Annotated in this window: 24 protein-coding genes and 5 tRNA genes; 21 read left to right on the top strand and 8 right to left on the bottom strand. The window is 61.7% G+C overall.

From position 1 onward, the window contains the following. Positions 1-16 precede the first annotated feature (16 nt). From motB to cheY, 10 genes are all read left to right on the top strand, one after another. Entirely contained in the window at positions 17-994 is a 978-nt protein-coding gene (gene motB, locus BZG29_RS10335) for a flagellar motor protein MotB (protein WP_077401988.1), read from the top strand. 46 nt (positions 995-1,040) lie between these two features. Then, positions 1,041-1,589, top strand: coding sequence for a chemotaxis protein (locus tag BZG29_RS10340; protein WP_077401991.1), 549 nt, complete (start codon positions 1,041-1,043; stop codon positions 1,587-1,589). Between the two features lie 83 nt (positions 1,590-1,672). Further along, the gene (locus BZG29_RS10345; protein ID WP_034758362.1) at positions 1,673-2,038 is read left to right on the top strand and encodes a response regulator; all 366 of its coding nucleotides are present in this window, start codon (positions 1,673-1,675) and stop codon (positions 2,036-2,038) included. A 43-nt stretch (positions 2,039-2,081) separates the two neighbouring features. Then, on the top strand, positions 2,082-4,274 hold the full coding sequence (cheA, locus tag BZG29_RS10350; protein WP_077401994.1) for a chemotaxis protein CheA: 2,193 nt from the start codon (positions 2,082-2,084) through the stop codon (positions 4,272-4,274). Between the two features lie 30 nt (positions 4,275-4,304). Further along, entirely contained in the window at positions 4,305-4,811 is a 507-nt protein-coding gene (locus tag BZG29_RS10355; protein ID WP_034758356.1) for a chemotaxis protein CheW, read from the top strand. Positions 4,812-5,002: 191 nt separating this feature from the next. Further along, the gene (locus tag BZG29_RS10360) at positions 5,003-6,724 is read left to right on the top strand and encodes a methyl-accepting chemotaxis protein (protein ID WP_077401997.1); all 1,722 of its coding nucleotides are present in this window, start codon (positions 5,003-5,005) and stop codon (positions 6,722-6,724) included. A gap of 71 nt (positions 6,725-6,795) precedes the next feature. Then, positions 6,796-7,668 carry a CheR family methyltransferase gene (locus tag BZG29_RS10365; RefSeq protein ID WP_077402000.1) on the top strand — a complete coding sequence of 291 codons (873 nt, stop codon included), beginning with the start codon at positions 6,796-6,798 and terminating at the stop codon, positions 7,666-7,668. Between the two features lie 9 nt (positions 7,669-7,677). After that, the gene (cheD, locus tag BZG29_RS10370; protein ID WP_034758343.1) at positions 7,678-8,286 is read left to right on the top strand and encodes a chemoreceptor glutamine deamidase CheD; all 609 of its coding nucleotides are present in this window, start codon (positions 7,678-7,680) and stop codon (positions 8,284-8,286) included. A 109-nt stretch (positions 8,287-8,395) separates the two neighbouring features. After that, the gene (locus BZG29_RS10375) at positions 8,396-9,466 is read left to right on the top strand and encodes a chemotaxis response regulator protein-glutamate methylesterase (protein ID WP_035826603.1); all 1,071 of its coding nucleotides are present in this window, start codon (positions 8,396-8,398) and stop codon (positions 9,464-9,466) included. Between the two features lie 147 nt (positions 9,467-9,613). Continuing rightward, positions 9,614-10,012 carry a chemotaxis response regulator CheY gene (gene cheY, locus BZG29_RS10380; protein WP_010396677.1) on the top strand — a complete coding sequence of 133 codons (399 nt, stop codon included), beginning with the start codon at positions 9,614-9,616 and terminating at the stop codon, positions 10,010-10,012. A 118-nt stretch (positions 10,013-10,130) separates the two neighbouring features. Here cheY and BZG29_RS10385 read toward each other — a convergent pair whose 3' ends face one another. Continuing rightward, positions 10,131-10,883, bottom strand: coding sequence for an SDR family oxidoreductase (locus tag BZG29_RS10385; RefSeq protein WP_077402003.1), 753 nt, complete (start codon positions 10,881-10,883; stop codon positions 10,131-10,133). Between the two features lie 294 nt (positions 10,884-11,177). Between BZG29_RS10385 and BZG29_RS10390 the strand changes: the two genes are divergently transcribed. Beyond that, on the top strand, positions 11,178-11,630 hold the full coding sequence (locus BZG29_RS10390) for a hypothetical protein (protein WP_150130853.1): 453 nt from the start codon (positions 11,178-11,180) through the stop codon (positions 11,628-11,630). 162 nt (positions 11,631-11,792) lie between these two features. Here the strand turns inward: BZG29_RS10390 and panC are convergent, their stop codons facing one another. From panC to metG, 5 genes are all read right to left on the bottom strand, one after another. Continuing rightward, complete coding sequence (gene panC / locus BZG29_RS10395; protein WP_077402009.1) at positions 11,793-12,632, bottom strand: pantoate--beta-alanine ligase; 840 nt, start codon at positions 12,630-12,632, stop codon at positions 11,793-11,795. A gap of 54 nt (positions 12,633-12,686) precedes the next feature. Beyond that, positions 12,687-13,619 (bottom strand): ScpA family protein, encoded by a 933-nt coding sequence (locus tag BZG29_RS10400; protein WP_077402012.1) that lies wholly within the window; start codon positions 13,617-13,619, stop codon positions 12,687-12,689. Between the two features lie 17 nt (positions 13,620-13,636). Further along, the gene (locus tag BZG29_RS10405; protein WP_034778041.1) at positions 13,637-13,846 is read right to left on the bottom strand and encodes a DUF3460 family protein; all 210 of its coding nucleotides are present in this window, start codon (positions 13,844-13,846) and stop codon (positions 13,637-13,639) included. Positions 13,847-13,953: 107 nt separating this feature from the next. Then, entirely contained in the window at positions 13,954-14,433 is a 480-nt protein-coding gene (locus BZG29_RS10410) for a GNAT family N-acetyltransferase (protein WP_077409049.1), read from the bottom strand. Between the two features lie 19 nt (positions 14,434-14,452). Further along, entirely contained in the window at positions 14,453-16,609 is a 2,157-nt protein-coding gene (gene metG / locus BZG29_RS10415; protein ID WP_077402015.1) for a methionine--tRNA ligase, read from the bottom strand. Between the two features lie 160 nt (positions 16,610-16,769). Between metG and apbC the strand changes: the two genes are divergently transcribed. From apbC to BZG29_RS10430, 3 genes are all read left to right on the top strand, one after another. Further along, positions 16,770-17,858 carry an iron-sulfur cluster carrier protein ApbC gene (gene apbC / locus BZG29_RS10420; RefSeq protein ID WP_034758315.1) on the top strand — a complete coding sequence of 363 codons (1,089 nt, stop codon included), beginning with the start codon at positions 16,770-16,772 and terminating at the stop codon, positions 17,856-17,858. A 136-nt stretch (positions 17,859-17,994) separates the two neighbouring features. Next, complete coding sequence (locus BZG29_RS10425; protein ID WP_077402018.1) at positions 17,995-18,402, top strand: DUF4399 domain-containing protein; 408 nt, start codon at positions 17,995-17,997, stop codon at positions 18,400-18,402. 154 nt (positions 18,403-18,556) lie between these two features. Further along, positions 18,557-20,242 carry an alkaline phosphatase family protein gene (locus BZG29_RS10430; protein ID WP_077402021.1) on the top strand — a complete coding sequence of 562 codons (1,686 nt, stop codon included), beginning with the start codon at positions 18,557-18,559 and terminating at the stop codon, positions 20,240-20,242. 83 nt (positions 20,243-20,325) lie between these two features. On the opposite strand, the gene BZG29_RS10435 is transcribed toward BZG29_RS10430, so the two are convergent. Both BZG29_RS10435 and lysA read right to left on the bottom strand, forming a co-directional pair. After that, positions 20,326-21,891 carry a phospholipase D family protein gene (locus BZG29_RS10435; protein ID WP_077402023.1) on the bottom strand — a complete coding sequence of 522 codons (1,566 nt, stop codon included), beginning with the start codon at positions 21,889-21,891 and terminating at the stop codon, positions 20,326-20,328. Positions 21,892-21,953: 62 nt separating this feature from the next. Further along, positions 21,954-23,192: a diaminopimelate decarboxylase gene (gene lysA / locus BZG29_RS10440; RefSeq protein ID WP_077402026.1), complete on the bottom strand. Its 1,239-nt coding sequence runs from the start codon at positions 23,190-23,192 to the stop codon at positions 21,954-21,956. Between the two features lie 101 nt (positions 23,193-23,293). On the opposite strand from lysA, the gene BZG29_RS10445 reads away from it, so the two are divergent. From BZG29_RS10445 to BZG29_RS10475, 7 genes are all read left to right on the top strand, one after another. Then, positions 23,294-24,205, top strand: a complete 912-nt coding sequence (locus tag BZG29_RS10445; protein ID WP_077402029.1) for a LysR family transcriptional regulator — start codon at positions 23,294-23,296, stop codon at positions 24,203-24,205. A gap of 70 nt (positions 24,206-24,275) precedes the next feature. Further along, positions 24,276-25,682 carry a glutamate--tRNA ligase gene (gene gltX, locus BZG29_RS10450; RefSeq protein ID WP_077402032.1) on the top strand — a complete coding sequence of 469 codons (1,407 nt, stop codon included), beginning with the start codon at positions 24,276-24,278 and terminating at the stop codon, positions 25,680-25,682. 124 nt (positions 25,683-25,806) lie between these two features. Continuing rightward, positions 25,807-25,882, top strand: a tRNA-Ala gene (locus BZG29_RS10455). Between the two features lie 54 nt (positions 25,883-25,936). Beyond that, positions 25,937-26,012, top strand: a tRNA-Glu gene (locus tag BZG29_RS10460). Between the two features lie 134 nt (positions 26,013-26,146). Further along, positions 26,147-26,222, top strand: a tRNA-Ala gene (locus tag BZG29_RS10465). Between the two features lie 38 nt (positions 26,223-26,260). Further along, positions 26,261-26,336, top strand: a tRNA-Glu gene (locus BZG29_RS10470). Positions 26,337-26,386: 50 nt separating this feature from the next. Beyond that, positions 26,387-26,462 (top strand) — tRNA-Ala (locus BZG29_RS10475). Positions 26,463-26,694: the final 232 nt, after the last annotated feature.

Genomic DNA, 26,694 nt, shown 5'->3' on the forward strand with positions numbered 1-26,694 from the left:
ACGGAAGGGGGACGCCATGGCCGATGAAGGCATGCGCCCGATTATCGTCAAGCGTATCAAGAAAACGGCTGGCGGACACCATGGCGGGGCGTGGAAAATCGCCTACGCCGACTTTGTCACGGCCATGATGGCTTTCTTCCTGCTGATGTGGCTGCTGGGCTCCACCTCGAAGGGCGACTTGAACGGCATTTCCGAATTCTTCAAGACCCCCTTGAAAGTGGCCATGGCGGGCGGTTCCGGCAGCGGCGAAAGCAATTCCGTGATCCAGGGCGGCGGCCAGGACTTGTCGCGCCAGGATGGGCAAGTGCGCAAGGCGCAGGAAGAGCAGCAGCGCAAGTCGTTCGACCTCAATTCGGCCAAGGCCGCGCTCGAACGCGAGGAAGGCAAGCGCCTGCAGGCGCTCAAAGCGCGCATCGAAGCGACCATCGACGCCAATCCCCTGCTGAAAAAATACAAGAACCAGTTGCTGCTTGATATCACCAGCGAAGGCTTGCGCATCCAGATCGTCGACGAGCAGAACCGTCCGATGTTTGCGCTCGCCAATGCGAATCTGCAACCGTACACCAAGGAAATCCTGCATGCCATCGGCTCCGTGCTCAATGAAGTGCCGAACCGCATCGGCCTGTCGGGCCATACGGATTCGACGCCCTACATGAGCGATGCCGGCTACAGCAACTGGGAATTGTCGGCCGACCGCGCGAATGCGTCGCGGCGCGAACTGGTGATTGGCGGCATGAAGGAAGAGAAAGTATTGCGCGTGGTGGGATTGGGTTCGGCCGCCCACCTGGACAAGCTCGACCCCTTCAATCCGATCAACCGGCGCATCAGCATCATCGTCATGAACAAACGCACGGAAGAAAATGTCCTGCGCGATGGTTCGGCGATTGAGCTGCCGGTGACCGATGCCGCTGCCGCCGCTGTCGCTTCAGGGCTGGCGGCCGGTGCGCCGCCCGCGGCGGCGCCAGCCCCCAGCCCGGTAGCGGCAAAAAAATAACACGCAAGGCTGTCGACGCGTGGTGTATTGAAACAATGAGACCTTTATGACAAGAAAGAAAATACTTGGCTCGCATGTAAAGCGCCTGCTGTCTGGCGTGTCGGACCATGGCCGCAAGCACTTGACGGAGGTGGAAACCGACCTGGTGCAGACCGGCATCTTGCTGGAAGAGGCGATCGAGAAGCTGTCCTTCAATTTCATGGCGATACACGCAGCTGTTGCTGCGCAGCAAGATACTATCGCCCTGCTGCTCGACGGCGGAATTCCGGCCGAGCAGCAGCGGGAAAAACTGCTGGCGTTGCAGGATGAGGTGGGGGGCTACGTGAATGCCGCCATCACCAGCCTGCAGTTCCAGGACATGACCAGCCAGCTGATCGAGCGTACCTTGAAGCGCGTGACGGGTTTGCGCGAGTTCCTCGGAACCCTGGGCTCGCATGGCGCGGAGATGTTGCCGGAGAGCGACAATGAAGAAATTGTCGCCTTGCTGGGGCGGGTCAGCATGGCGCTGGCGATTCAAAGCCTGGAGTTGCGCAGCGTGCTGCGCAAGGCTGTCAGTCAACAGCATTTGGAAAGTGGCGACATCGAGCTGTTCTAGCATGCCAGTGCGGAACGCTTGTGGTTGCATGGATTGATTAATCAAATACTCGGGCAGGATGCCCGGAATAAGTGGGAGCAAAGATGGCCAAAACGATACTTGCAGTGGACGATTCCAGCTCATTGCGCCAGATGGTGGCGTTCAGCCTGAAAGCCGCCGGTTACCAGGTGGTGGAGGCCGTCGACGGCCAGGATGGACTGGAAAAAGCCAAGCTGCAAACCGTGGACCTGGTATTGACGGACCAGAACATGCCGCGCATGGATGGCCTGGAGCTGATCAAGCTGCTGCGCGAACTGCCGACCTACCAGAAGGTACCCATCCTGATGCTGACGACGGAGTCGTCGGACGAGATGAAATCGAAGGGACGTGCCGCCGGCGCGAACGGCTGGCTGGTCAAGCCGTTCGATCCGCAACGCCTGATCGAAGTGGTCAAGAAGGTGATCGGCTGATGCCAGCCGCGCAGCACAACGATGCAATTGACGGAGTCACCCTATGACCATCGATATTAGCCAGTTTTTTCAGGTCTTTTTCGATGAGGCCGAAGAACTGCTGGCTGAAAAAGAACGGCTGCTGCTGGCCGTTGATATTGCGGCGCCCGACGCCGAAGACCTGAATGCCATTTTCCGCACCGCCCATTCGATCAAGGGCGGCGCATCGACGTTCGGCCTCTCCGACATGAGCGAGGTGACGCACATCCTCGAGTCGCTGCTCGACCGCATCCGCCAGGGCCAGATGGCCCTGACGGCGGAACACGTCGACGCCTTTTTGGCGGCCAAGGATATCCTCAAGATGCAGCTCGACGGCCACCGTCTGGGCAGCGCCGTCGACCAGGATGCCGTGGCCAATGTGCGCATGATGCTGCAGTCGTTCTCGCAGGACGTGCCCGTGGCCGCGCTCACGCCCGTCGCGCCGGCTTTCCATACGGCGGAAAAGGCCGCTGTCAGCCATGCCGGCGGCCATCGCATCCGCCTGGAGCTGCCGGCCATGGAGCCGCGCGAAGTCGATGCGCTGGCGGCCGAACTGGGCTTGCTGGGCGACGTCGTGGTATCAAGCCTGCCCGACGCGCGCAAGGTGCTGGAAGTGACGACGCATGAAAGCCTGGACGATATCCTGGCCATCTGCTCGTTCGTGCTCAATCCCGACGACATGGTGATCACGCAGGCGCCGCCACTGGCGCCAGGCGAAGCCGAAGCGGCCCGCGCGGCGCAGGAAAAAGCCCAGGGCTACGGTTTCTTCGATCCGCTGCCGGGGGCGCAGGGCGCGGCCGATCCCGGCTACGGCTTCTTCCAGCCGCTCGAGGACATCCGCGCCGCCGCCGGCGTGCAGAGCGACGCCGAACAGGGTTACGGTTTCTTCCAGCCGCTCGAACAGATTCGCGCCGACGCGGCCAAGGCCGGCAACGCCAGCGCTGCCGCCACGCCGGTCGTGGCCAGCGCCGTGGCCGAAGCGGAGCAGGAAAAGAAACCTGCCAAGAAAGAGGGCGACAAGGCCGGCGCCGAATCGTCGTCGATCCGCGTCTCGATCGAGAAAGTCGACCAGCTGATCAACCTGGTGGGCGAACTGGTGATCACGCAGGCGATGATCGAGCAGCGCGCCAGCGCGCTCGACCCGATGCTGCATGAAAAACTGCTCGACAGCGTCAGCCACCTGACGCGCAATACGCGCGACTTGCAGGAAGCGGTGATGTCGATCCGCATGATGCCGATGGATTTCGTCTTTTCGCGCTTCCCGCGCATGGTGCGCGACCTGGCGACGAAACTGGGCAAGAAGGTAGACTTCATCACGAATGGCGCCGCCACGGAACTGGACAAGGGCCTCATCGAGCGCATCGTCGACCCGCTCACGCACCTGGTGCGCAACAGCATCGACCATGGCGTGGAAATGCCGGCCGCCCGCGTGGCCGCCGGCAAGACCGAGGCTGGCCGTTTGTTCCTCTCGGCCAGCCACCAGGGCGGCAACATCATCATCGAAGTATCCGATGACGGCGCGGGGCTGAACCGCGAGCGCATCCTGGCCAAGGCCGCGCAGCAGGGGCTGGACGTATCCGAGACGATGAGCGACGCCGAAGTGTGGCAGCTGATCTTCGCGCCCGGCTTTTCCACCGCCGAAGCGGTCACCGACGTGTCGGGCCGCGGCGTGGGCATGGATGTCGTCAAGCGCAATATCAGCGCCATGGGCGGCGTCGTCGACATCCGTTCGGCGAAGGGTTTCGGCACGACGATTTCCATCTCGCTGCCGCTGACCCTGGCCATCCTGGACGGCATGTCGATCCGCGTCGGCGACGAAGTGTATATTTTACCGCTGGGCTTTGTCATCGAATCCCTGCAGCCAGCCGTTGAGGATATCAAGGACATCAGCGGTAAAGGCCAGGTGGTGAAGGTGCGCGGCGAATACCTGCCTTTGATCCCGCTGTACCAGATGTTCGACATCGCGCCGCGCTTTACCAGTCCCTCGGAAGGCATCTGCGTGATCCTCGAGACGGAAGGGCGCAAGGCGGCCCTGTTTGTCGACGACCTGGTGGGACAGCAGCAGGTCGTGGTGAAAAACCTCGAATCGAATTACCGCAAGGTGGTGGGCATTTCCGGCGCCACCATCCTGGGCGATGGCGGCGTGTCGCTGATTCTCGATGTCGCCGCCCTGATCCGTTCCTCTCGCCAGCTGGCCGACGAGTCCATTTTTTCGTAATACCGATAGATAAAGATAGGAAAACGCACCATGTCAGATACTCAACAAACATCCGGAAGCAATGCGGGCGACGGCAAGGACATCGCCGGCCGTGAATTCCTGGCCTTCACCCTGGGCTCCGAAGAGTACGGCATCGATATCCTGAAGGTTCAGGAAATCCGCGGTTACGAAGCGGTCACCCGCATCGCCAACGCGCCAGAATTCATCAAGGGCGTGATCAACCTGCGCGGCATCATCATCCCCGTAGTCGACATGCGCATCAAGTTCAACCTGGGCACGCCCGTGTACGATCAGTTCACGGTGGTGATCATCCTGAACATCGGCGGGCGCATCGTCGGCATGGTGGTCGACAGCGTTTCCGACGTCACCACGCTGACGCCGGAGCAGGTGAAGCCGGCGCCGGAAATGGGTACCGCCTTCTCGACCGACTACATGATCGGCCTGGGCACCATCGACGAGCGCATGCTGATCCTGGTCGACATCGACAAGCTGATGTCGAGCAGCGAGATGGGCCTGATCGACAAGCTGGCGGCGTAAGCGGCAGCAAGCAGGCAGCAAGGCGGCGCCCGGTGCGCCGCCGTTTTGGCACGCAATGAATCACTACAGATATGGATGTACCGGCGCGAGCAGAGGCGCGCCGGCAGGCTGCAAGGTCCGTCAGAGACCAGGCCACAACACGGCGCCGTCCGGTTGAACGGGCGCCGTTCACATAAATATTGGAGACTGTAATGAGTTTGCGCGATTTCAAGATAGGCACCCGGCTGGGGATAGGTTTTGGCAGCATCCTTGCCATCCTGGTGGTAGTGATCGTTTCGGCGAATGCACTGAATTACCGTAACAAGGCCCAGTTGCTCACGGGCCTGGCGCTGGCAAGCGAAAAGAATACGCAGGCGTCGCTGATGAAAAGCGCGATGCTGGAAACCGGTATCGCCATGCGCAACATCGGCCTGCAGGGCGATGTGGGCTTGATGCAGGCGGAAGAGGGCAAGGTGCGCGAGCAGCGCAAGTTGTACGACGGTGCGCGCGGCAAGCTGGCCGGCCTGGGCCTGTCCGAGGGAGAGAAGGCATTGCTGGCCAATATCGCCAAGGTCGACGGCGAAGTCGATGCCGCCTTCAAGGAAGCGATGGGGCAGGTGCTGGCGTTTAACAGCGAGGGCGCGGCGAAGGTGATCGCCACCCGCATCGACCCCTTGAACAAGGCGACCCTGGCCGATATCAACAAGCTGCTCGACTTGCAGCACGTGGCGCAGCAAAGCTTCATGGACGACTCGCTGGCGGCCGATGCGCGCCTGATGACGGTATTGTTCATCCTGGGCGGAGCGGCGGTGGCGATCGGCGCCTGGTGCGCCATCTTCATCACGCGCTCGATCACGGTGCCCTTGTCCGGCGCCCTGGCCGTGGCGCAGAAGGTAGCTGCCGGCGAGCTGACGGCGCGCGTGGTGGTTGAAGGCAAGGATGAAACGAGCGCCTTGCAGCAGGCGCTCAAGGACATGAACGAGAGCCTGGTGCAGACGGTCAGCGACGTGCGCAACGGGACCGATACGATTACCGTGGCGTCGCGCGAGATCGCCAGCGGCAATGCGGACCTGTCGGCGCGCACGGAAACGCAGGCCAGTTCGCTCGAAGAGACGGCGTCGTCGATGGAGGAGCTGACGTCGACCGTGAAGCAGAACGCGGACAACGCGCGCCAGGCCAACCAGCTGGCCGTGTCGGCATCGTCGGTTGCGGAGCAGGGCGGCAAGGTGGTGGCGCAAGTGGTCGATACCATGGGTTCCATCAAGGACAGTTCGCGCAAGATTGTCGATATCATCGGCGTCATCGACGGCATCGCGTTCCAGACGAATATCCTGGCCTTGAATGCGGCCGTCGAAGCGGCGCGCGCAGGCGAGCAGGGACGCGGCTTTGCGGTGGTGGCGTCGGAAGTGCGCAACCTGGCGCAGCGATCCGCTGGCGCAGCGAAAGAGATCAAGGGCCTGATCGGCGACTCGGTCGACAAGGTCGATGCAGGCAGCCGCCTAGTGGACGAGGCGGGACAGACCATGGGCTTGATCGTCACCTCGATCCGGCAGGTGGCCGACATCATGGGCGAGATCACGGCGGCGACGCAGGAACAGAGCCATGGCATCGAGGAAGTGAACCAGGCCATCGCGCAGATGGACCAGATGACGCAGCAGAACGCGGCGCTGGTCGAGGAAGCGGCGGCGGCGGCCGAAAGCATGCAGGATCAGGCGCAGAAACTGGCCGACGCCGTCAGCATCTTCAAGCTCGATGGCGAGAGCGCGGCGCAGGCGGCCATGTCCGCACCCGCGCCGGTAGTCAAGATGGCGGCACGGCCGGCACCGAGTGTGGCGGCAAATACACGGCGGTTGGCAAAGACGGCGCAAGCCGGCACGCCGCCGCCCGCGAAAAAGCTGGCGGCGGCCGGCGGCGACGATTGGGAAGAGTTCTGACGCCAACCCGGTCCCGCTAGTTATACTTGCAAAGGCATTGGTCAGAGTAGTCATAGAGAGGTAAAAACAAAATGCCGCAAACTAAAACGGATTCGGTCAAGGAATTTGATTTCACTGGCAAGGACTTCGAACGGGTCCGCGCCATGATTTACAAGCGGGCCGGCATCGCGCTGGCCGACAGCAAGCAGGAAATGGTCTACAGCCGCCTGGCGCGGCGCCTGCGCGCTACCGGCATCTCCTCGTTCGTCCGCTACCTGGACGACCTGGAAGCGGGCCGCATGGGCGACGAATGGGAAGCGTTCACGAATGCGCTGACGACCAACCTGACGTCGTTCTTCCGCGAGGCGCATCACTTTCCGCTGCTGGCCGAGCATGTGAAAAAACTGAGCGGGCCGATCACCATCTGGTGTTCGGCCAGTTCCACCGGCGAGGAGCCGTATTCGATCGCCATGACGGTGTGCGAGGCATTCAATACGCTCACGCCGCCGGTCACCATCATCGCCACGGACATCGACACGAACGTGCTGGCCACGGCCGCCAATGGCGTCTACAACCTGGACCGGCTCGACAAGATGTCGGCCGACCGTGCGCGGCGCTTTTTCTTGCGCGGCAAGGGCGATCGCGAGGGACAGGTGCGGGTGCGCCCGGAACTGCGCCAGATGATTACCTTCAAGCCGCTCAACCTGCTGGCCGACAGCTGGCCATTGACTGGCCAGTTCGACGTCATCTTCTGCCGTAACGTGATGATTTATTTTGACAAGGCGACACAGCGCAAGATCCTGTCGCGCTTTGTGCCGTTGATGAAGCCGGATGCCCTGCTGTTTGCGGGCCATTCGGAGAATTTCCTGTACGTGTCGGATTCATTGAAGCTGCGCGGTAAAACAGTCTATGAGCTCGATCAGCCTCGGGGCGCCGCGCCCAAGGCATCGTCGCATCGTACATGAGAGTGAAATATGAGCCTGGAATCCAAAGAGCAATTTGCCACTAACGTCTATTACGACAGGACGTTCAATTGTGACGCCGCCAAGATCTTGCCTGGTGAGTATTACTTTACCAACAAGGACATGCTGATCGTCACCGTGCTCGGCTCCTGCGTCTCGGCCTGCATCCGCGACCGCGTCACGGGCCTGGGCGGCATGAATCACTTCATGCTGCCCGATGGCGGCAGCGATCCGAATAGCCCGATTTCCGCGTCGATGCGCTATGGTACCTACGCCATGGAGATTCTGATCAACGATTTGCTGAAGGCGGGCGCGCGGCGCGAGAATATGGAAGCGAAAGTGTTCGGCGGCGGCGCCGTGCTGCGCGGCTTCACGGCGATCAACGTGGGTGAGCGCAATGCGGCTTTCGTCATCAACTACCTGAAGGCGGAAAAGATGCGCGTGGTGGCCGAAGACCTCAATGACATCCACCCGCGCAAGGTGTATTTTTTCCCTCGCAGCGGCAAGGTGCTGGTGAAAAAGCTGATGCAGACGCATAACGATACGCTGGTGCGCCGCGAACTCGATTACGCAAGCCGTCTCAAGGTCGCGCCGGTCGGCGGCGAAGTCGAGCTGTTCTGACAAACACCAGACCAAACCTGCTGCGCGTCGCGCCGTGCGGCTTGCGGCGATTTTGTCCGGTGTACTAATTTAATAAAGAATAAGGGCCGCAAGGCCTGGAAGGATAACTATGAAGATCAAAGTATTGATCGTGGATGATTCGGCCTTGATCCGCAGCGTGATGACGGAAATCGTGAACAGCCAGCCCGACATGGAAGTGGTGGGCGCTGCGCCCGATCCGCTGGTGGCGCGCGAGATGATCAAGCAGACCAACCCCGACGTGCTGACCCTCGACGTCGAGATGCCGAAGATGGATGGCCTCGACTTTCTGGAAAAACTGATGCGCTTGCGCCCGATGCCGGTATTGATGGTGTCGTCGCTGACCGAGCGCGGTTCGGAAATCACCATGCGCGCGCTGGAACTGGGCGCCGTCGATTTCGTCACCAAGCCGAAAATTTCCATCCAGAGCGGCATGCGCGAGTACACCGACATGATCGCCGACAAGATCCGCGCCGCCTCGAAGGCACGCATCCGCGCGCGTACCCTGCCGTCTGCCGGCGACAAGGTGGCCGCGCCGCTGCCTGCGCTGCGCAGTCCGTTGACGTCGAGCGAAAAGCTGATCATCGTGGGCGCCTCCACGGGCGGCACGGAAGCGATCCGCGAATTTCTCATGCAGATGCCGTCCGATTGCCCCGGCATCCTGATCACGCAGCACATGCCGGAAGGCTTTACGCGCTCGTTTGCGCGCCGCCTCGATTCGCTGTGCAAGATCTCGGTGCAGGAAGCGGCGGGCGGCGAACGCGTGCTGCCCGGCCACGCCTACATCGCGCCGGGCCATTCGCACCTGACCCTGACGCGCAGCGGCGCCAACTACATGACCAAGATCGACCAGGGTGAGCCGGTGAACCGCCACCGCCCGTCCGTCGACGTGCTGTTCCGCTCGGCCGCGCAATCGGCCGGTAAAAATGCCGTCGGCGTGATCCTCACCGGCATGGGCAAGGATGGCGCACAAGGCATGTTGGAGATGAAGGCCGCAGGAGCGTATAATTTTGCGCAGGATGAAGCCAGTTGCGTGGTGTTCGGCATGCCGCGCGAGGCGATCGCCGTCGGTGCTACGCATGAGGTCGGCGCTCTGACGGCGCTGCCTGGCATGGTGCTGGGACACCTGGCTGCGCATGGCATGCGTGCTTTGCGCGTGTAAGCCACGTTTTATATGATCTGAGGCAAGTTTGTTCGCCTAAAAGCAACGAAAATGCTATCCTACAACTTGCTGCCGTAGTGTCGACCATAATGTCGGCATTCATGTCGATATTATTAACAAACCGCTACAGAAACAACGGAGTTATTCATGGCTGATCCAAAGATGAAATTTTTAGTCGTTGACGATTTTTCGACGATGCGCCGCATTGTCCGGAATCTGTTGAAGGAACTGGGTTATGCCAACGTCGATGAGGCGGAAGACGGCGTGATGGGCCTGGCCAAGCTGCGCGCGGAATCCTACGATTTCGTCGTGTCGGACTGGAACATGCCAAACATGGATGGCCTGACGATGCTGCAGCATATCCGCGCCGATCCCGCACTGGCCAAACTGCCCGTGCTGATGGTCACCGCCGAAGCGAAAAAAGAAAACATCATCGCCGCCGCCCAGGCTGGCGCCAGCGGTTATGTCGTCAAGCCGTTCACGGCCGCGACCCTCGATGAAAAGCTGAACAAGATTTTCGAGAAGCTGGAAAAAGCCGGCGCCTGATCACGGCTTGATACCGATCAAGAAAAACGCTGCCAATGCGAATTGGCAGCGTTTTTTTTGTCCCTTGCTTCAGCTCCAGCCTGCGCCGTGGACGGAAAGCAAATCGCCGATGCTGATGCTATACCAGGCCGCCATTCGCGCGTAACGTTTGTCCATTCACCCAGCGGCCATCCGGCCCTGCCAAAAAGGCCACGGCGGCGGCGATGTCGTCCGGCGTGCCCAGGCGTTCCAATGGCGCCATCTTGCCCATGCGCTGTATCGTTTCTTCCGTCTTGCCGTTCAAGAACAACGCCGTGGCCGTGGGACCGGGGGCGACGGCGTTGACGGTGATGTTCTTGCCGCGTAATTCCTTGGCGAAGATAGCAGTCATCGTCTCGATGGCCGCCTTGGTGGCACCGTAGACGGCATAGCCGGGCAGGGCCAGGCCGATCACGCTGCTCGAGAAGTTGACCACGCTGCCGCCGTGGCGCAAGCGCGTCGCCGCCTGGCGCATGGTGTTGAAGCTGCCCTTGACGTTGATGGCGAACAGGCTGTCGAAGGTGGCGTCGTCCGTGTCGGCCAGGGCTGGCAGCACGGGCGGCATGATGCCGGCGTTGTTGACCAGCACGTCGACGCCGCCGAAGGCCGCCTCGGCCGCATCGAACAGGGCTTGCACCTCGCCCGCGTCGGCGACGTTGGCCTTGACGGCGATGGCGGCGCCGCCGTCGGCCACGATGGCCGCCACCAGCTGCTCTGCTGTCACGTTGCCGCTGGCGTAATTGACGACGACCCGCATGCCGTCGCGCGCCAGGCGGCGGGCGATGGCTGCGCCGATGCCGCGCGAAGCGCCCGTGACGATGGCGACCTTGGCCGGTATGGCTGCTGTGTTCATGGATGTTCTCCTGTCGTGGTGGGAGGCCCGCATGCTGTTGCTGCGAGCCAGTGCAGCCATTGTCATCTTTATTGTTTGATGGATAAAGATGGGTCTGATGATTTCAGTGTGCAAATTGCATTAACAATTGTCCCAGGCTTGCCGGATACGGACAGCGAAGATCCCCCTGCCTGCAGATAATTGCGTAAAGGAATGAAATATTTCCCAAAGTTAACTTTACACGTCAAATAATTTGGCCCATGATCGCTGCAGTATTTCCCCTTTGTCCCCGACCCCGACAAGAAGGAGCGCACGATGCGCCGAGCACCCGTATTATTGTTCGCCCTGAGCACGGCCTTGCTGGCAGCTTGCGGCGTGAGCCTTGAACAAACCACTGTCGTGCCTGTCGCGTCCGTCGAGATGCAGGAGTCGGCCGCGCAGTTGCCTGCCGAAGGCGATGGCCGGCATGCCTACCTGCACCGCGTGGGCGGCCATGACTATGTCAGTCTGAGCCAGAAGGGCCCCGAGGGCGGCTTGCCGATACTCACGGGTACGCAGCGCCATGCGCACGCCATCCGCCTGCTGGCGGCCGATCCGGCCCAGGCGCGGGCCATCTTGCGCAGCCTGAGGCTGCCTGCGAACCAGCGCAAGCTGTGGGCGGGGGAGGAAATCGTGCTCGATGCGGCCAGCTATGACATGTTGCAAGCGGCACGCGACAGCAACAGGCCGCTGTTTGCCGAACTCAAGCTGGTTGGCATGGAGAGGTAGGAAAGGAAACGGGGCCGAATGGCCCCGTTGTAATTGCATTGAAAAACATCTGACAAAACCGTCGCGAGCGGCAGTGATTTGTGGCTAAGAAGCGCAACCGTGCTGAAGCACGGTGAGCATGGCAGGCCGCAAAGCGCGACGCGCAGCAGGTTTTGTTGTATGTTAAATTTCCAGGTTGTCGATGAGGCGGGTCTGTCCCAGCTTGGCGGCGGCCAGCACCACCAGCGGTTCGCCGGCGGCCAGTTCGGCGGCGTTCGGCGCTTGCAGGTTGGCGCGCTTGCGCACGGCGATGTAGTCCGATTTCCAGCCACGGCTGTTCAATAGCTGCATGCTGGCCTGTTCCAGTTCGCCGACGGCCAGGTTACCCTTGCGCACTTCCTCGGCCACGAAATTGAGACCCTTGTACAGTTCCGGCGCTTCCGCGCGCTCGCTTTCCGACAGGTACATATTGCGCGAGGACAGGGCCAGGCCATCGTCGGCGCGGTAGGTTTCGGCGGCGATGATTTCCGTCGGCAGCGCGAACTGGCGCGCCATGTTGCGGATGATCATCAATTGCTGGTAATCCTTCTTGCCGAACACGGCCACGCGCGGACCCACGCACGAAAACAGCTTGGTGACGACCGTGCACACGCCTTCGAAGAAGCCGGGGCGGAATTCGCCTTCCAGGGTGTTGCCCAGGTCATCGGGCGGGCGCACGCGGTATTCCTGCGGCTCCGGGTACAGTTCCTTTTCCGTCGGCGCGAACAGCACGTACACGCCTTCCTTTTCCAGCTTGGCGATGTCGGCCGCCATGGTGCGCGGATACTTCTCGAAGTCTTCGTTCGGGCCGAATTGCAGGCGGTTCACGAAGATCGAGGCGACGACGGGGTCGCCATGCTTGCGCGCCAGGCGCATCAGCGACAGATGGCCTTCGTGCAGGTTGCCCATGGTGGGGACGAACGCCGTGCGCAGCTGTCCGCTGAGCTGGTCGCGCAATTCTTCAATGTCGGAAATAATTTTCATGGATTGCTTTCGCTAAAACCCCGTTGTACGGTGGTCAGTGACAAAGGGAAGGGGTCAGGCGGGCGAATACGCCAGCCGGACGTAGATGGGGGCAAACGGTTCTGCCTGCGTGATTTCGATCAGGGTTTCCTTGGCCAGTTCCAGCAAGGCCACGAAGTTGACCACCACCACGGGCACGCCGCCGGCAATGTCGAACAGCTCGCTGAACTCGACGAAGCGCGACGACTGCAAGTGGCGCAAAATGCTCGACATGTGCTCGCGCACGGACAGTTCCTGGCGGCTGATGCGGTGATGCTGGGTCAGTTTGGCGCGTTTCAGCACGTCGAGCCACGCCTGCTGCAAGTCCACCGGTTCCACGTCGGGCCAGGTGGGCGTCAGGCTTTGCTCGATGAAAATCTGCGTGCGCACGAAATCGCGTTCGAACTGGGGAATGGCGTTCAGGTCGTAGGCGGCCAGCTTGATCTGCTCGTACTCGAGCAGGCGGCGGACCAGTTCGGCGCGGGGGTCGCCGCCATCTTCCTCGACGTCGCTCTTGCGCGATGGCAAGAGCATGCGCGACTTGATCTCGATCAACATGGCAGCCATCAACAAATACTCGGCGGCCAGTTCCAGGTTGCGCACGCGGATCTGGTCGACATATTTCAGATATTGCAGGGTCACCTGCGCCATCGGAATATCGAGAATGTTGAAGTTTTGCTTGCGGATCAGGTAGAGCAGCAAGTCGAGCGGACCTTCGAAGGCTTCGAGGAAGATTTCCAGCGCGTCCGGCGGAATGTACAAATCCGTCGGCATGCGCATCATCGGCTCGCCATACAGGCGGGCGATGCCCAGCGGGTCGGCGGCGGGCGCCGCGTCCGTTACTGCCGTGGCGGATGCTGCGGGGTCGCCGCTGCCGTCGCCGCCAGCGGCGGGTTCGGGCGACTCTATGACTGCGCCGGCGCCGGAAGCGTCGGCTTCCGGCGTGACGGCAGACTCTTCAGGCAACATCGTGCCGGTTCCAGATATTAGTTCTTGTTCTGGTAAACGTAAGCCTGTTGCTTGACGGCCGACGCCAGCTGGCGCTCCTGCTCATCGATGCTGACGGCCGGTTTGTCCCACAGCAGGGCGCGGCCCGCTTGCTGGCCCGCTTCCATGCCAGGATTCTTGGCCTTCAGTTCGGCGATGAACAAGGTGTGGTCGGATACGTAGTTGTTGTGTTTTGCAGGCAGTTTCATATTCTCTTCTGAGTGTCTTATGGGTAAGGTCAGCCGGCCGTATTCTACCGCGCCGTGTCGCTTCGCGGGTTGTAGTATCGGCAAGTCCGGGGCGAAATTGCTAAAAATCAATAACGCAGCAAACGCCGCATCACCATCGGCGCCGGTTCGGCGGGGTTGGCGTGCGAATATTCCAGTTCTTCGGCCAGGTCGAATTCGAAGGCCGCATAAAAATCGATCAGCTTGCGCTGGTCGCGCCGCACGGCCAGGCGCAATTCTTCCGCCTGGCACGACAGGCCGTGATGAATGATGGCTTCCAGCAAATGTTGCGAGACGTGGCTGCCCCGGTAGGCGGGCAGCACGCCCATGCGTGAAATCTTCCAGATGGCGGGATCGCTGTCGAGCGGCATCCAGCGCAGCGAGCCGGCTGGAATGTCGTCGATCAGCAACAGAAAACCGCCGCCGTGGCGCAATTGCTCTTCCACCTGCTGCGCCGTCTCGTGGTGTCCACTGGACGAGGCCGCCACCTTGCCGGCCCACGCGGCGCGGGTCAGCTCGGCGATCAGTTGTGCATCGGCATTCGTTGCTTCGCGCACCACGATATTCATCATCGATCCTTGTGCGGGCTTAGCGGATGCGCATGCCAGGTTCGGCGCCCGGCCAAGGGTTCAGGATGTAGATACCCGGATTGGCTTTCTCGTCGGCGCTTGATGCGGCCATGACCATGCCTTCGGAAATGCCGAACTTCATCTTGCGCGGCGCCAAATTGGCCACCAGCACCGTCAGCTTGCCGATCAGTTCTTCTGGCTGGTACGCGGAACGGATGCCGGAGAAGACATTGCGCAAGCGGCCTTCGCCCGCGTCCAGGGTCAGGCGCAGCAGCTTGTCCGAGCCGTCGACCAGTTCGCAGTTGACGATTTTCGCGATGCGCAGGTCGACCTTGAGGAAGTCGTCGATCTTGATCTCGGGCGCCAGTTCCTCGATGGCGGCAGCGGCGGCAGCTGCAGGCGCTGCGGCGTCGTTGGCGGCATCGCCAGCGGGCGCGGCGATGGCGGCAGCTTGCGGCGCGTCAAACAGCGCTTCGATCATCTTCGCATCCATGCGCGTCATCAAGTGGCTGTAGGCGCCGATGGTGCGGCCCAGCATGCTGTTCGAGACGGCGTCGCCGAACACTTGCGTGTCGGCCCAGGTGAATTCGGCGTCGTTGAGGAAAGAAGCCACGTTCTTGGCCACGCCCGGCAGCACCGGCGACAGCAAAATCGTCAGCTGGCGGAACAGGATCAGGGCCGTGGTGCACACGTCGTGCAGTTCGGCCGTCTTTTCGACGTCCTTGGCGAGGATCCACGGCTTGTTTTCATCGACATACTGGTTGGTGATGTCGGCGATTTCCATGATTTCGCGCAAGGCCTTGCCGAATTCGCGGTTCTCGAAGTGCGCGGCGATGCTGGCCTGGCGCTCGACGATGACGCCGTTGACGTCCACCGTCAGCGCGCGGTTGATCCAGCTTTGCGCGCCTTCCGACAGCGTCGATGCCAGCTTGCCGTCGAAACGCTTGGCGATGAAGCCGGCGCAGCGGCTGGCGATGTTCACGTACTTGCCGATCAGGTCGCTGTTCACGCGGGCGACGAAATCTTCGCCGTTGAAGTCCAGGTCTTCCACTTTCGAGTTCAGCTTGAAGGCGATGTAGTAGCGCAGCCATTCCGGGTTCATGCCCAGGTCGAGGTAGCGCAGCGGCGAGATGCCCGTGCCGCGCGACTTCGACATCTTTTCATTGTTGACCGTCAGGAAGCCGTGCACATTGACTTTCAGTTTGTCGATCACCGGGTGGCCGGCAAATTTCAGCATGGCGGGCCAGAACAGCAAATGGAAGGAAACGATGTCCTTGCCGATGAAGTGAATTTGTTCCGTGGCAGGATCGTTCAGCAAGGCGTCGAAATCGAGGCCTTTCTTGTCGCAATAGTTTTTCAGGCTGGCCAGGTAGCCGACGGGCGCATCCATCCACACATAGAAGAACTTGCCCGGCGCATCGGGAATCGGGATGCCGAAATAGGGCGCATCGCGCGAGATATCCCAGTCGGCCAGCTTTTCGCCCGCTTCGCCCAGCCATTCGCTGACCTTGTTGACCATTTCAGGCTGCAAGCGGCCAGGCGTATTCAGCCAGCTTTTCAGGAATTCGAAGCAGCGCGGGTCGGACAGCTTGAAGAAATACTGTTCCGACGGCTTCATCACGGGCGTCGCGTTGGTGAACACGGAGAACGGGTTGACCAGGTCGGTCGGCTGGTAGGCCGCGCCGCACACTTCGCAATTGTCGCCGTACTGGTTCTTGGCGCCGCATTTCGGGCATTCGCCCTTGATGTTGCGGTCGGCCAGGAACATGCCTTTTACCGGGTCGAAGAAGCGGTCGACGGTTTTCGTGACGATCAGGCCCGTATCGCGCAGCTTGCGGTAGATCGATTGCGACAGGTCGACGTTTTCCGGCGAATCGGTCGAATACCAGTTGTCGAAGGCGATATGGAAGCCATCGAGGTACTGGGCGCGGCCGGCGGCGATGTTGGCGACGAATTGCTGCGGCGTAATGCCTTCCTTTTCGGCGGCGATCATGATGGGCGTGCCATGCGTATCGTCGGCGCCCACAAAGTGCACTTCACGGCCGGCTGCGCCATCGCGTTGCATTCGCTGGAACCGGACCCAGATATCGGCCTGGATGTATTCCATGATGTGGCCAATGTGAAAAGCGGCGTTTGCGTAAGGCAGGGCAGTGGTGACGAACAGCTTGCGAGTCATGATTGATGCACTTTTGGGATGGATAATAGGTCATTTTAACAGCGGAAAGGCAATATGAGCAGATGCAGCGCCGGCAAGTGATGCTTTTGCCGCCATCGCGCCATGCAAATTTGCGCTAGACTGCGCGTATTGCACATATGTAGTACACACGGAGATTTACATGAGCATCACAGTAGAAGACGTCAAGGCCGCGCTGGCCCAGGTTATTGATCCAAATACACATAAAGATTTCGTTTCCAGCAAAACCGTCAAGAATCTGAAAGTCGATGGCGATGATATTTCCCTCGACATCGAGCTGGGCTACCCCGCCAAAAGCCAGATCGACCTGATCCGCAAGTCCGTGCTGGCCGCCCTGCGCGTGCTGCCGGGCGTGGGCAACGTCAGCGTGGGCGTGTCGTCGAAAATCATTTCGCACACGGTGCAGCGCGGCTTGAAGCCGATGAGCAACGTGAAAAACATCATCGCCGTCGCTTCCGGCAAGGGCGGTGTTGGCAAATCGACCACGGCCGTCAACCTGGCCCTGGCCCTGGCTGCTGAAGGCGCCACCGTCGGCATGCTGGACGCCGATATCTATGGCCCGTCGCAACCGATGATGCTGGGCATCAGCGGCCAGCCGAAGACGCTCGATGGCAAGAGCATGGAGCCGATGGAAAACCACGGCCTGCAAGTGTCGTCGATCGGCTTCATGATCGATCCGGACGAGCCGATGGTGTGGCGCGGCCCGATGGTCACGCAAGCCTTGCAGCAGCTGCTCGACCAGACCAATTGGCGCGACCTCGATTACCTGATCGTCGATATGCCGCCAGGCACCGGCGACATTCAATTGACCCTGTCGCAGAAAGTGCCCGTCACGGGCGCCGTGATCGTCACGACGCCGCAGGACATCGCCTTGCTCGACGCGCGCAAGGGTCTCAAAATGTTCGAGAAGGTCGGCATCCCGATCCTCGGCGTGGTGGAAAACATGAGCACGCACATCTGCTCGAACTGCGGCCATGCGGAAGAAATCTTCGGCGCCGGCGGCGGCGCGAAGATGTGCGCGGACTTCGGCGTGGAATTCCTCGGCGCCTTGCCGCTGACCATGGCGATTCGCCAGCAGACGGATTCGGGTACGCCGACCGTCGTGGCCGAGCCGGAAGGCCCCGTCGCCGTGATCTACAAGCAGATCGCCCGCACCATCGCGATCAAGGTGGCGGAAAAGGCGAAGGATATGACAAGTAAATTCCCGTCGATCGTGATCAAGAACGACTGATCTAACCCAAGGCAGAGACTGGGGTCGAACCCTCAGGGTTCGACCCCGGCCCTTCATGGGTCAACAATCCGGCGCCACTGCCGGCAGGAATATGGTTTCATGCAGTCCGTGTTGTTATTAAACAAGAGGAGACATCATGCAATTGACCACCGTATTCCTGCGCCAGGCCGCAGTCCTGCTTGCCGGCAGCTTGCTGGCCGCCAGCGCGTTTGCGCAATCCGTCTCGTTCGTCGAGCCCGTCGATGGTGCGACGGTGACCAGCCCGTTCAAAGTGAAATTTGCCGTCAGCGGCATGGACGTCAAGCCGGCCGGCGACATGACGGCCAAGACGGGCCACCATCATTTGCTCATCAATATGGGGCCGATGACGGCGGGCGAGATGATACCCATGGATGACAAACATTTGCATTTTGGCAAAGGTCAAACGGAAACGGACGTCACCTTGCCGCCGGGCCAGTACACGCTCACCATGCAGTTCGCCAACGGCGCGCACCAGTCGTATGGGCCGGAGTTGAGCAAAAGCATCAAGGTGACGGTCAAGTAAGCCAGGCAAATAACAGTCAGGCAAATTCATCTGTTTCAGTAAAGGCCGGGTTCCAGCGATGGGGTCTGGCCTTTTTCATATTGTTGCCTCTTGTCATTATTGTGTCATATAGTCGGCGTATGCTGGCCGGTGGCCTAACTTTTGATGAGCGGATATGACGAAACATTTCTCCCTTTCCCGGCAACTGGCGCAGGCGCTGCTGCTGGCCGCTGGCGTGGCGGCGAGCCAGGCGCATGCGGCCAAGGCCGTTCCTGCTGCTTCTGCCGGTGCGGCGCAGCCGAAGCTGGTGGTGGTACTGGTGGTGGACGGCTTGCCGCAAGAGCAGGTGACGCGCTACCGCGACCAGTTCGGCCAGGGCGGTTTCCGCCGCCTGCTGGAGCAGGGCGCGTGGTTCAGCGACGCGCACCAGGCGCATGGCATCACGGTCACCGCCATCGGCCACTCGGCCGTGCTGTCGGGCGCCTATCCTTACCAGCATGGCGTGATCGGCAATAACTGGATCGATCCCGTCACGAAAAAATCCGTGTACTGCACCGAGGATGGCAATTTCCATTACATCGGCGAAGAGACGCAACCCGACGACGGCACTGCGCCGACGAAACTGCGCGTGAGCACCCTGGGCGACGAGTTGCGCTATTCCACGGGCGACCAGGCCAAGGTTGTCACCGTGTCGGGCAAGGACCGCGGCGCCATCCTGCTGGCCGGGAAAACGGGAACGGCGTATATGTACATGGAAAAGACGGGCAATTTCGCCAGCAGCACCTACTATATGCAGCAGCACCCGCAATGGGTGCAGCGCTACCAGGCCGCCAAACCGCAGGACCGTTATTATGGCAAGAGCTGGACGCCGCTGCTGGCCGATTCCGCCTATGCGCGCGATGCCCGCGATGATCTGGTACCGGCCAAGCCGGGCACGCGCAACACCTTCCCGTTCGCCTACTACAGCGACAGCGGCAAGCTCGATGGCGAGTATTACAGCCGCTTGAAGTCCGGCCCCTTCCTCGACGAGCTGACCCTGGAATTCGCACGCGCCGCCATCGATGGCGAGAACCTGGGCCGCAACCCGGCCGGCGTGCCCGATATCCTCGGCGTGAGCCTGTCCGCGCACGACTACGTGAATCACGCCTACGGCCCGGAAAGCAAGATGTCGCACGACCACCTGCAGCGCCTGGACCGCATGCTGGCAAGCTTCTTTCTTGATCTCGATAAAAAAGTCGGCATGGATAACGTGCTGGTGGTGCTGACGGCCGACCATGGCTTTGCCAACGTGCCGGAATTTGCCGAAACGCGGGGCTTCTCGGCCAAGCGCATCGATGGCGCCAAGCTGGTCGATGCCTTGAACCAGCACCTGGCGACCAGCCTGGGCATCGATAAGCTGGTGACGTCGTCGTCGCTGCCGAATATCTACCTCGATTACGCGCTGGCGGAAAAGGGCGGCGTCCATCGCGCCGCCCTGGAAGACGCGGCGGCCCGCTTCCTGCAGCAGCAGGACGGCCTGGCGCAAGTCTACACGCGCACGCAGATGGAAACAGGTGCCGTCGCCACGCGCATGGACACCCTGATGCGCCGCGCCTGGAACCGCCAGCTGTCGGGCGACCTGATGGTCGTCACAAAACCGGCCTGGTATTTCGGCAAGGGCAGCGGCGGCACCTCGCACGGCACGCCTTACACGTATGACACCAACGTGCCGCTGATGGTCTTCGGCCCCCGCTGGATCAAGCCGGGCGTCTATGGTCAGTACGCGGAAGTGGTCGACATCGCCCCGACCCTGGCGCATCTGCTGCGCGTGCGCCAGCCGTCGGCGTCGGAGGGGAGAATTTTGACGGAAGCGGTGCGGTAAAAGAACCCCAGTGCGAAAATGCCGGGGTCGGACCCTCAGGGTCCGACCCCAGGTGTGCATGTGGGTTGGCCGTTAAAAAGGCACTACAGCAGCCAATCAATCGGCAGCACCGACAGAATCGCCACCCCCATGCGCTTCCACACGCTGGCGCCTGGCTCCGTGTCGTAGCGCGTGGCGGCGCCGCTGGCGTCGCGGGCGATCCAGTACAGCGCGCCGTCGTCGCCCAGCAGTACCTGGTAGGCGCGCTGCGGGATGGTGGTGCGCATGGCTTGCCCCAGCTGGCTGGCCAGTGCGGGACTGTCGATGACGAGGCCCATTTCCGTGTTCAAGTCGATGGAGCGCGGATCGAAGTTGAACGAGCCGACGAAGATGCGCCGGTCGTCGACGGCAAAGGTCTTCGCATGCAGGCTCGAGGCGGAGCTGCCGAAACGGCCCGTTTGCTCGCGCGCGTCGCCGGCTTCCCACGAGCGGCGCGACTCGTACAGCAGCACGCCCGCTTCCAGCAGCGGCTTTCTCCACTTCGCATAGCCGGCATGCACGGCCGCCACGTCGGTCGCTTCCAGCGCATTCGTCAGGATGCGCACGCCCACGCCCTTGCTGGCCAGGTCGGCAAAGGCTTGCGTGCCGGCCTTGCCGGGCACGAAATACGGCGACACCAGGTCCACTTCCTTTTCCGGCACGCCGAGCAGGTTTCGCAGGTTGTCCGCCACGCCCGTGCCTGGCCTTGCCTGGTCCAGCACCTTGGCCGGGTCGTCGCTGACCATGCGCGTGCGCGCCCATTCGAAGGGCAGGGTGCGCTCCATCATCTGCTTGACGAAGGGCGAGGTGCGCAGCGCCTGCACGTAGGCCTCGGCGGCCCTGGTGTCGTCGATGCGGTCTGCTTCGGCGGCGATGGTGGCCGCGTCGCCCTCGACAGGGCTGGTCAGCAGCAGGCTGGCCGGGTAGGCCGAGGCGCTGTTCCAGTAGCGGTCGAAATCGCGCGAAACGTCGTCGACGACGGGGCCGACGGCCAGCACGTCCAGGTCGGCAAACAGCACGTCGCCGGCCGCGCCAAAATATTCGTCGCCCACGTTGCGCCCGCCCACGATGGTGGCCTGGTTATCGGCCGTGAACGATTTATTGTGCATGCGCCGGTTCAGGCGCGAAAAATCCGTGGCGAAGGCCAGCGCGCGCGGCGCGCGGGGCACGAAGGGATTGAACAGGCGGATTTCCAGGTTCCGCTGCTTGCCCAGCATGGTCAGGGTCTGGTCCAGGCCCGCCGTGTTGTTATCGTCGAGCAGCAGGCGCACGCGCACGCCCCGTTCGGCCGCTTGGCGCAGGGCGTCGAACAGCAGGGTACCCGTGATGTCCTTGTGCCAGATGTAGTACTGCACGTCCAGGCTGCGCTGGGCGGCGGCGGCCAGCAGTGCCCGCGCGGCAAAGGCGTCGCGTCCGTCGGCCAGCGGGTAAATGCCGGACACGCCGGGATGCTGCGCCACCATGGGTGCAATGGCCGTGGCCAGCCGGGTGTCGGCCGTATCGGTGATGACGGTGGAGGGGATGCGGCTGTCCAGCGAAGGCAGTGTAGCGCAGCCGGCAAGGACGGCGGACAGCAGCAGTGGCAGCAGCAGCCGGGTGGTGCTGCGGAAGGGAAGTGCTTGGGCGGGCATGGCGGGCTTTCATCGGGTTGCCCCGATGTTAGCAGATGCGCATGCCCGCACGGGGCAAGGTGTTACAGTTGTTCCAGCGCGATCAGTTCGGCCACCGTCTGGCGGCGGCGGATCAAGCGCGATTGTGCCCCGTCGACCAGGTATTCGGCCGCATGCGGGCGGCTGTTGTAGTTCGACGACATCGACGCGCCATACGCGCCCGCGCCTTCGAAGACGACGTAGTCGCCCACCTGCGCTGCGGGCAGGAGGCGTGTTTCCACCACGCCGCCGTCGCGCTGGGTGAAGACGTCGCCCGATTCGCACAGGGGACCGCCGACCACGGTGGCGCGCTGCGTGTCCAGTGCGCGGCCGTCATGCGCGATGACCGACATTTCATGGTAGCTGCCGTACATGGCAGGGCGCATCAGTTCATTGAAACCCGTATCGAGCAAGGTGAAGTGGTTGCCGCCCATTTGCTTGGTGGTGCGCACTTCGGCCACCAGCAAGCCCGCGTCGGCCACGAGGAAGCGGCCCGGCTCGATTTCCAGGTGCACGGGATGGCCCAGGTGCGCCTCGATCTGCTTGCGCGCCGCATCCCACAGCTGGAAGTAGTGGTCCGTGTCGACGGGTTGCTCGCCTTCGCGGTAGGGGACGGACAGGCCGCCGCCCGTGGAAATGGCTTCGATGTCGTGGCCCATGTTTTTCACCAGCTCGACCATGGTGCCGCAGACGGTCTCCAGGTGGCTGTAGTCGACACCGGAGCCGATGTGCATGTGCAGGCCGACCAGGTGCAAGCCATGTGCGCGGATGACGGCCAGCGCCTCCGGCAGCTCTTCGTGCCAGATGCCGTGTTTGCTGTTTTCGCCGCCCGTATTGGTCTTGTTGCTGTGGCCATGGCCATAGCCGGGATTGATGCGCAGCCAGACGCGGTGGCCGGGCGACACTGGGCCCAGCTGGCGCAGCATGTCGACGGAGCCGCAATTGACTTCGATCTTCGCCGCCGCCACGCGCGCCAGGGTGGCGCGGTCGAACAGGTCGCAGGTGAATACCACGCCGGCAGCGCCATTCGTTTGCGCCGGCGTAAAGCCTGCCTGCAGCGCGCGCTCGATCTCGCCCAGCGAGACGGCGTCCACGTGCACGCCCGCTTCGCGCATCAGGGTCAGCAGATGGATGTTCGAATTGGCCTTTTGCGCGAAGCGCACCGTGTCGAACTGCGCCAGCTGCGCCACGCGCGCGCGGATGGTGGCCGCGTCATACACCCACAGGGGGGTGCCGTGTTCCTGGGCGAGTTGGGCGAGGGTCTGGTCGGTGACGGGCTTCATCGTGTGCTTTCGGTGGAATGAGGAGATAGCGCATGATGGCTGATTGTGCTTCGACTATAAAATATCTATTTGAGGCTACCTTATTCATTTATGATATGGGAATGACTATCTCCCTGCGCCATATCGAAGTCTTCCGCGCCATCATGACGACGGGCAGCGTGACGGCTGCCGCCGCCATGCTGCATACGTCGCAGCCCACCGTCAGCCGCGAGCTGGCGCGCCTCGAGCACTTGACGGACCTGACACTGTTCGAGCGCGAGCGGGGGCGGCTGCGCCCGACGGCCCAGGCGCTGCAGCTGTTCGAGGAAGTGCAGCGCGCGTATTTCGGCCTGGAGCGCATCATCAGCACGGCGGCGGCCTTGCGCCAGTTCGACCAGGGGCAGTTGTCGATCGCCTGCCTGCCCGTGTTTTCCCAGTCCTTGCTGCCGCAGGCGTGCAAGCGTTTCGTCGCCGATTTTCCCAAGGTGAGCATCAGCATTACGCCGCAGGAGTCGCCGCTGCTGGAAGAGTGGCTGTCGGCGCAGCGCCACGATATCGGTCTGACGGAAGTGGGCAATGCGCCGCCGGGCACCGCGCTCGATACATTGATGTCCGTCGATGAAGTGTGCGTGCTGCCCGACGGCCATCCATTGGCAGGCAAGATGACCTTGGCGCCGGCGGACTTCGCGGGCCAGCCTTTCATCAGCCTGGCCGCCGTCGACCCTTACCGCCAGCAGATCGACGCCATCTTCGCGCAGGCGGGCGTGGAGCGGCGCATGGCGCTCGACACGCACAGCGCCGCCTCCGTCTGCGCGATGGTGCGCGAAGGCGTGGGGCTGGCCATCGTCAATCCGCTCACGGCGCTCGATTATGCGGAGCAGGGCTTGCAGATCCGCCGCTTTGCCGTGTCCCTGCCGTTTACGGTGAATCTCGTGAAACCTTTGCACCGGCCCTTGTCGCAACTCGTCGCCCTGTTCGAGCAGGCGCTGCATGCGCAGGCGGACGAGGTAAAAAGGCGCTTGCTGCAGCTGTGACGGTGCTTGTGGAGCCGCGGCGGTCAACAGAGTAAAATGGCGTTTTACTTATTCAAGCCTGATTACTTCGATGACCACAACCGCTACTCCTGTCCGTACCCGTTTCGCTCCCAGCCCGACCGGCTATCTGCACCTGGGCGGCGCCCGCACCGCTTTATACAGCTGGGCGTATGCCCGCCACTTCGGCGGCACCTTCGTGCTGCGTATCGAAGACACGGACGTGGAGCGTTCCACGCCGGAAGCCGTGCAAGCCATCATCGAAGGCATGAAGTGGCTGGGCCTGGACCACGACGAAGGCCCGTTCTACCAGATGCAGCGCATGGACCGCTACCGCGAGGTGGTGGCGCAGATGCTGCTTGAGGGCACGGCATACCACTGCTACTCGTCGCCGGAAGAAGTTGAAGCGATGCGCGAGCGCATGCGCGCCGCCGGCGAAAAGCCGCGCTACGACGGCACCTGGCGCCCGGAACCGGGCAAGACGCTGCCGGCCATCCCTGCCGACCGCAAGCCCGTCGTGCGCTTCAAGAACCCGCTCGATGGCGACGTGACGTGGGACGACGTGGTCAAGGGCACGATCACGATTTCCAACCGTGAGCTGGACGACCTGGTGATCGCCCGCCCGGACGGCACGCCGACGTACAACTTCTGCGTGGCCGTCGATGACTGGGACATGCAGATCACCCACGTGATCCGCGGCGACGACCATGTCAACAACACCCCGCGCCAGATCAACATCCTGCGCGCCATCGGCGCGCCGCTGCCCCTGTACGGCCACCTGCCGATGATTTTGGGCGCGGATGGCGAGAAGCTGTCGAAGCGCCATGGCGCCGTCAGCGTGATGGATTACCCGGCGCAGGGCTTCCTGCCGGAAGCGATGCTGAACTACCTGGCGCGCCTGGGCTGGAGCCATGGCGACGATGAAGTGTTCTCGACCGAGCAGTTCTGCGAGTGGTTCAACCTGAACCACCTGTCGAAATCGGCGGCCCAGTTCAACAATGAAAAACTGGCCTGGCTGAATAACCACTATATCAAGCAGGCCGACAATACCCGCCTGGCCGACCTGGCGCGTCCGCAAATGACCGCCGCCGGCGCCGTCTTCGAAGGCGCGCCGGACCTGGCGCAAGTGCTGGGCATGATGAAAGAGCGCGCCAACACCGTCAATGAGCTGGCTGCCGCCTCGATGCTGTTCTTCCGCGAGCCGCAGCCGGAAGCGGAACTGGTCGCGCAGCACATCACGGATGCCATCAAGCCCGTGCTGGCGCAGTTTGCCGAGCGTATCGCCACGGTGGAGTGGAGCAAGGAAGCCGTCGCCGCCATGATCAAGGAAGTGCTGGCCGCGAACACCATCAAGATGCCGCTGCTGGCCATGCCTTTGCGTTTGATCCTGACGGGCCAGCTGCAGACGCCGGCCATCGACCAGGTGGTGGTGATTTTCGGCCGCGACACCGTGCTGGCGCGCCTGGCAAAGTGGCTGTAATCGCCGCGCCGAATTGAGCGTGTAAATACGTTGCGGAAACCGCCCCTATGAAAAGTTGCTCATAGACGAAAAAGGGTATTTGCAGAGTGAAACTTCTTTGCTATACTCTTGTTTCTGCACCAACGGGGGTATAGCTCAGCTGGGAGAGCGCTTGCATGGCATGCAAGAGGTCAGCGGTTCGATCCCGCTTACCTCCACCAGCAGCAATGATGTTGCTTGTTGAAGTGGTGCAGATGTTGTTTGGAAGTTCCGCGGTCCCCATCGTCTAGAGGCCTAGGACATCACCCTTTCACGGTGAGTACAGGGGTTCGAATCCCCTTGGGGACGCCAGGTAGTTGTGGTATAGTAGTGGCAGTTGTTTGTACTGATTGTTGTAAGTTCAGGCCCGTAAAAAGCGGGATCTGGATGGAAAGCAAGTAGTGGAACAAAGTCGCCAAGTGCGGCTTTTATTATTTCTGCGCCCGGGGGGTATAGCTCAGCTGGGAGAGCGCTTGCATGGCATGCAAGAGGTCAGCGGTTCGATCCCGCTTACCTCCACCAACAGCGCAGAAGTAAGGTGGTAAAACTGTAGTGCCGAGGTCCCCATCGTCTAGAGGCCTAGGACATCACCCTTTCACGGTGAGTACAGGGGTTCGAATCCCCTTGGGGACGCCAGTTCAGTCTGGTGTTGTGGTAGTGAAGAAGTAGCAGTGTTTCTGCGCCCGGGGGGTATAGCTCAGCTGGGAGAGCGCTTGCATGGCATGCAAGAGGTCAGCGGTTCGATCCCGCTTACCTCCACCAACAGCGCAGAAATCACATGATAATCAAAGTCGCCTCGGGCGGCTTTTTTTATTTCCGGAACATTTTCCGTCAACCTCCTTCAATAGCATATAAGTCACAAGATATTCAAAGTCGCCTTGGGCGGCTTTTTTTGTGCCTATTGGTTGCGTGGATATAACTGACAGTGTTTTGCGGAGTGGTTACATTTGGCGGGCGGCTTGATTTCATCATGCCTGCAGATAAAAAATGGACC

The sequence above is a fragment of the Janthinobacterium sp. LM6 genome (genome assembly GCF_002002885.1).
In the GTDB taxonomy this organism is placed as follows: domain Bacteria; phylum Pseudomonadota; class Gammaproteobacteria; order Burkholderiales; family Burkholderiaceae_D; genus Janthinobacterium; species Janthinobacterium kumbetense.